Annotated in this window: 4 protein-coding genes and 2 pseudogenes; all 6 read left to right on the plus strand. The window is 76.2% G+C overall.

Annotation, left to right across the window (positions count from 1 at the left end):
* A pseudogene (locus A2U95_RS22790) lies at positions 1 to 518 on the plus strand (SagB/ThcOx family dehydrogenase); the annotation flags it as partial.
* Positions 515 to 2,254 carry an ABC transporter ATP-binding protein/permease gene (locus tag A2U95_RS22795; protein ID WP_166026228.1) on the plus strand — a complete coding sequence of 580 codons (1,740 nt, stop codon included), beginning with the start codon at positions 515 to 517 and terminating at the stop codon, positions 2,252 to 2,254. The pseudogene A2U95_RS22790 and the gene A2U95_RS22795, both read left to right, overlap by 4 nt.
* Complete coding sequence (locus A2U95_RS22800) at positions 2,251 to 4,014, plus strand: ABC transporter ATP-binding protein (RefSeq protein WP_166026230.1); 1,764 nt, start codon at positions 2,251 to 2,253, stop codon at positions 4,012 to 4,014. Before A2U95_RS22795 ends, A2U95_RS22800 begins: the two co-directional genes overlap by 4 nt.
* Before the next feature lie 236 nt (positions 4,015 to 4,250).
* Positions 4,251 to 4,856 (plus strand): HD domain-containing protein, encoded by a 606-nt coding sequence (locus A2U95_RS32145; RefSeq protein ID WP_206283025.1) that lies wholly within the window; start codon positions 4,251 to 4,253, stop codon positions 4,854 to 4,856.
* A complete protein-coding gene (locus A2U95_RS32150) occupies positions 4,853 to 5,467 on the plus strand; it encodes a GNAT family N-acetyltransferase (RefSeq protein ID WP_206283027.1) in 615 nt (204 codons plus the stop codon). The genes A2U95_RS32145 and A2U95_RS32150 overlap by 4 nt, the downstream gene beginning before the upstream one ends.
* A gap of 146 nt (positions 5,468 to 5,613) precedes the next feature.
* Positions 5,614 to 5,985 (plus strand): annotated as a pseudogene (locus tag A2U95_RS22810) (hypothetical protein); the annotation flags it as partial.

Consider the following 5,985-nt stretch of genomic DNA (forward strand, 5'->3'; position numbering starts at 1 on the left):
CGCCCTCGCCCGCCGAGCTCCTGGCGCGCCGCAGCGCGCCGCCGCCGCTGCGGGGCGTCCCGCCGGAGGACACGCTGCGGGCGGTCCTCGCCACCGCCGTCCGGGAGGGCGGCGACCTGCGCTGGTGCGCCGCCGTCGGCACACCGCGGCCGGGCCTGCTCGAACTCACCGCCGACGGCACCGCGCTACGGCGCCTCGCCACCGGGGAGGCCCGCCCGGCACTGGCCGCCTGGGCCGCCGGGCAGGCGTGGATCGCGGAGGCGGGCGCCGTCCTCCTCGCGTACGGCTGCCCCACCGGTGCGGGCGCCCCGCACATCCGCCGCACCCACCTGCGGGCGGGATTCGCTGTCCACCAGGCCCATCTCACCGCCCAGCGCCACCACCTGGCCGCCCGCCCCGTCGGCTCCTGGCAGCAGGCGGACCTCGGCGCCGCGCTCGGCGGCGCCCCCGGCCGGGACTGGATCGTCCACGGTCTGGCCCTCGGCACCCGCCACGCCGACGAGGAGAACACCACGTGATCGTCCACCCCGAGCTGCGCCGTGCCGCACGGCACGCACGGCGCCCCCTGCTCACGGCCACCCTCCTGCAGGGCGCCGTCACCCTGACCCACCTGGCCCAGGCGGTCCTGCTGGCGGCGGCCCTGGCCGGCCTGGCGCGCGGCGACACGGCCCGCCTCCCGTGGCTGCTCGCCGCCGTGCCCGCCGTCGTCGCCGTCCGCGCCGCACTGGCCGTCGCGCAGCGGCGCACGGCCACCCGCGCCGGATCCCGGGTGCGGGTCGCCCTCCGCGACGAACTCCTCGACCGCCTCGGAAGGCTGGGCCCCGCACACCTGACGACGGCCCGCGCCGGAGCCGTCCGCACCACCCTGGTCGACGGGGTGGAAGGCGTCGACGCGTACGTCTCCCGCTACCTGCCCCAGCTCCTGGTCACCCTCACCGTGCCGCCCCTGGTGCTCGCCGTCCTGGCCGTCGTCGAACCGGCGGCGCTCCTCGGCCTGGTCCCCGCCCTGCTGCTGGCCCTGGCCGGCCCGCGCGCCTGGGACCGGCTCCTCGCGGCACGGGGAAAGGACCACTGGGACACGTACGAAGGACTGGGCGCCGACTACCTGGAGGCACTGCAGGGGATGCCCGCCCTGCGCGCCGCCGGCGCGGTGGGCCGCACCCGGGAACGTCTGGAGCGGCGCTCGGCGGACCTGCACCGGGCGACCGTCGCCAAGCTGCGCCTCTCCCTCGTCGACACCGGCATCACCGACCTCGCCGTCCAGGGCGGCACCGTCGCCGCCGCCCTTCTCGCCGCACGGTCGGCCGTCACCGGATCCACCACCGCGGCAGGCACCTACCTGGTGCTGCTGCTGGCCTCCGAGTGCTTCAGGCCGGTCCGCGACCTGGCCCGCGAGTGGCACGCCGGTCACCTCGGGGCGTCCGCGGCGGACGGACTCGCACGGCTGCGAACCGCCGAGCCCGCCGTCCGTGACACCGGCACCGAGGCCGCGCGCTGGACGGCGCCACCGGAACTCCGCTTCGACGACGTCACGTTCGCCCACGACGGCGCTGCGTCGCCCGCCCTCCGCGGCGTCTCCTTCACCGCGCCCGCGGGACGCACCACCGCGATCGTCGGCCCGTCCGGCGCGGGCAAGTCCACCCTGGTCTCCCTCCTCCTGCGCCACCACGACCCGCAGCGGGGCCGCGTCCTCGTGGACGGGCGGCCCGCGGACCGGTACACCCTCGACTCCCTGCGCCGGGGCATCGCCGTGGTCTCCCAGGAGACGTACCTCTTCCACGCCACCATCGCCGACAACCTGCGCCTGGCCCGGCCGGACGCCACCGACGCCCAGCTCGCGGACGCCGCCCGCGCCGCGGGCGTCCATGACGAGATCACCGCCCTCCCCGACGGCTACGCCACCGTTCTCGGCGAACGCGGCGCCACCCTCTCCGGGGGCCAGCGCCAGCGGCTCGCCCTGGCGCGCGCCCTGCTGGCCGACGCCCGGGTGCTGGTCCTCGACGAGGCCACGAGTTCCGTGGACGAGCGCCGCGAGGCGGACATCGTCCGGGAACTGCTGAACGCGGCCGGCGGCCGGACCGTCCTGGTGGTCGCCCACCGGCTCGCCGCCGTCCGGCACGCCGACCGCATCGTGGTCCTCGACCGGGGAGGGGTGGACGCGGTCGGCGCGCACACCGACCTCGTGGAGGCCGCAGGCGTCTACGCACAGCTCGTCGAGGCCGGCCGGGCCCGCCAAGGAGAGATCGCCGTATGACCAGCACCACCGACACCCGCGGCACCACCGAGGCCGTGCTCCCGCCGCCGCGCGGCGCGCTGCGCGCCCTGCTCCCCGCCCTCGCCGCGCACCGCGCCATGGCGGCCCGCACCTGTCTCGCCGCCCTGCTCGAACACGCCTCGCTCGTCGCCCTGACGGCGCTCGCCGCGCACACCGTCGGCGCGGCCGCCATCGAGGGCCGGAGCCCCTCGGCGGTGACGGTCGCCTGTCTCGTCGCCCTGGTCGCCGTGCGCGCCGTGACGACCTGGCGGGAGATGGACCTCTCGCACGACCTCGCCTACCGGGTCCTGGCCGTCCTGCGGGTACGGGTCTTCGACGGACTCGCCCGGAGCGCCCCCGCCCGGGTCGCGGGCCGCCGCAGTGGTGACCTCGCCGCCACGGCCATGGCGGACGTGGAGGCGCTGGAGTTCTTCTACGCCCACACCACCGCCCAACTGCTGGCATCCGGAACGGTGTTCGCCGGCGGCACCGCCCTCCTCGCCACCGTGGAGCCCTGGCTGACGGCAGCCGTGCTCCCGGCGGCCGCGCTGCTCGCGGTGGCGCCCTTCGCCGACATGCGCCGGCGCGCGGAGCGCGGCTCCCGGACCCGGACCGCCCTCGCGAAGCTCTCCGCCGACGCCGTCGAGGCCGTCGACGGGCTGCGCGAGCTGCTCGCCTTCGGCGCCCTGGGCGAACACCGCCGCCGGCTGGCCGGACGGGGACGGCAGGTGGGGGCCGCCCAGAGCGCCGAGGCCACCGGGGAAGCCGTCGCCGCCGCGGTCCGCGACCTGCTCATCGTGGGCGCCGTCCTGGGGGTGGTGGCCGCGGCCGCCCACTCCGTGGCCGGCGGACGGCTGCACGGGGCGTGGGCCCCGGCGGCGATGACGCTGGCCCTGGCGTTGCTCGGCCCGGTCGCCGAGTCGGCCAGGGCACTGAGCCAGGCCGTCGCCCTGCGCGCCGCGGCTGCCAGGGTCGACGCGGCGGTGAAGGCACCCGCCCTCGCTCCCGGGCCCACGGCCCCCCGCCCGCTGCCGCCCGGCCCGCTGGGGGTCCAGATGCGCGACGTCGGCTTCGACTACGGTGCCGGGCCCGTGCTGGACGGCCTCGACCTGACCGTTCCCCCGGGGCGGACCCTCGCCCTGGTCGGCGCCTCGGGAGCGGGCAAGTCGACCTGCGCCCACCTGCTGGCCCGCTTCTGGGACCCGTCCCGGGGAGCGGTCCGGCTGACGTCCGCCGACGGCGACGCCGTCGACATCCGCGAGGTGAGCGATGCCGAACTGCGGGGAAGCCTCGCCCTGGTGGGGCAGGAGGCGCCGCTGTTCCACGGCACACTCGCCGAGAACCTGCGGCTCGCGGCGCCGGACGCGGACGACGGCCTGCTCACGGAGACGGCGCGCCTGTGCGGTGTCGACCGGATCGCCCCGCTCGACACCCCGGTCGGCGAACGGGGGGCCACCCTCTCCGGGGGACAGCGCGCCCGGATCGCCCTGGCCCGCGCGCTGCTGGCCCGGCCCAGGATCCTGGTCCTGGACGAGTCCACCGCGCACCTGGACAACGCGGGCGACGCCGCGCTCGCCGCCGTGCTCCGCAGGGAGAGCCGCACCACGATCGTCATCGCGCACCGCGCGGCCACCATCCGCCGGGCCGACCGCATCGCCGTCCTCGAGGGCGGACGCGTCGTGGAGGAGGGCACCTGGGAGGAGCTGTCCACGCGTCCGGACAGCGCCCTCAACCGGGTCCTCGCCGCCACGCCCGGCTGAGTCCGCGGGCCGGCCCGTCCGCGCGGTGCTCCGGGTCCGCCCCGGGCCACCGCCGGCGCGTGCGGCCGTGGAGCTCGAGCCGGCGGGTGCCGCGCCGCCCGCGGTGGACCCGCCGCCGGGACCGGGAAGGACCCGGCGGCTCGGGCACCTGGCCCCGGCCCCGTCGACCGGCCGGCGGGGGCGGCCCGCGGGAAACGGGATGGCCGGTCGACGAGCTTGGTTGTTAGCCTCGCCGGATGAGCATCCCGTCGCCCGAAGAGATCCGCGCGCTGCACGAGGAGTGGGCGCCCACCCCGGAGGCGTTCCGGTCGGTCCACACGCACTGCGAGATCGTGTGGCGGATCGCCGAGCACCTGATCGAGTCGTCGCGGCTCGACGTGGACGTCGAGCTGGTCAGGGCCGGTTGCCTCCTCCACGACATCGGTGTCTACCGCCTCTACTCCGACGACGGCGTGCTGGACCACAAGAACTACATCCGGCACGGAATCCTCGGCCACGAGGCGCTCGAGAAGGCCGGGCTGCCCGAGACCCTGCGGCGGTTCTGCTCGCACCACACGGGGGTCGGGGTGACCCGCGAGGACATCGTCCGACAGGGCCTTCCGCTGCCGCCCGGGGACTACGTCGCGGAGACGCTGGAGGAGAAGCTGGTGATGTACGCGGACAAGTTCCACAGCAAGTCCCGGCCCTCGTCCTTGATGACGCCCGACGAGTACGCCGCCCATGTCCGCCGGTTCGGCGAGGAGAAGGTCGCCGCCTTCCAGGAGCTCCGCGAGACCTTCGGGGACCCGGACCTCGGCCTGCTGACCGCCTCGACGGACGTGCTGGAGGGCCGGGCGGCGTGACGACCGGAGCCTGGTCCACCGACACGGCCCCGGACCCGTTGGAGGCCCTGTCCTGGCCGCTCACCACCGAGCGGCTCACCCTGCGCCGGGTGACGCCGGAGGACGCCGAGGCCATGTGGGGCTACCGGCGGCTGCCGGAGGTGTCCCACTGGCTGACGTTCATGCCGCGGGACCTCGACGACTGGCGGGACCTGCTGACGTCCCCGCAGCGGCTGGCCACCACGCTGGTGGCGGAGCGCGACGGCCGGATCGTCGGCGACTTCTACCTGCGGGTGGAGGACGCCTGGGCGCAACGGGAGGCCGGCGACCAGGCCCGCGGCGTCCAGGCGGAGCTGGGATGGGTGCTCGACCCCGCCTTCGGCGGCCGGGGGTACGCCACCGAGGCCTGCCGCGCACTGCTGAGGGTGTGCTTCGGGGAGTTGGGGCTGCGGCGGGTGTGCGCCGCCGCGTTCGCCGGCAACGAGGCGTCCTGGCGGCTGATGGAACGGCTGGGCATGCGCCGCGAGCAGTACACGGTGCGCGAGTCCCTGCACCGGGAGCTGGGCTGGGTCGACGGGGTCGGGTACGCGCTGCTGGCGGACGAGTGGGCACGAGGGGCGGCGCCCGCCTGACACGAGACGGCGAGCGGCGCAACGTACAGGCTCGCACGGGTGAATACCGGGCCGGGGACGGCCATGGGGCGCCGGACCGTGGAACTCCTCCGACACGGCCGGCATCTCGACCGGTCGCTCTCTCGTTTGTCCATCTGGAGGAACCGATGCGCGTACGCCGCGTCACCGCCACCGTCCTGGCCACCTTCGTCCTCAGCGCAGCGCTCGGCGCGGGCACCGCCTCGGCGGCGGACAACCCGCAGCGTGAGCACAGCCAGAGCCAGGCCCAGGACCATGGCCGTGACCACAAGGGCCATGAGGACAAGGGCCGCGACCACAAGGACCGCGAGGACAAGGGTCGCGACCACAAGGGCCACGAGAGCAAGGGCCACGAGAGCAAGGGCCGTGACCACAAGGGTCACGAGGGCAAGGGCCACGACGACAAGGGTCGCGACCACAAGGGCCACGACAAGGGCCACAACAACAACGGTCACGAGGGCAAGGGCCACGACGACAAGGGCCGTGACCACAAGGGCCAC

Origin of the sequence: Streptomyces chilikensis (genome assembly GCF_001642695.1) — a bacterium.
Lineage (GTDB): Bacteria > Actinomycetota > Actinomycetes > Streptomycetales > Streptomycetaceae > Streptomyces > Streptomyces chilikensis.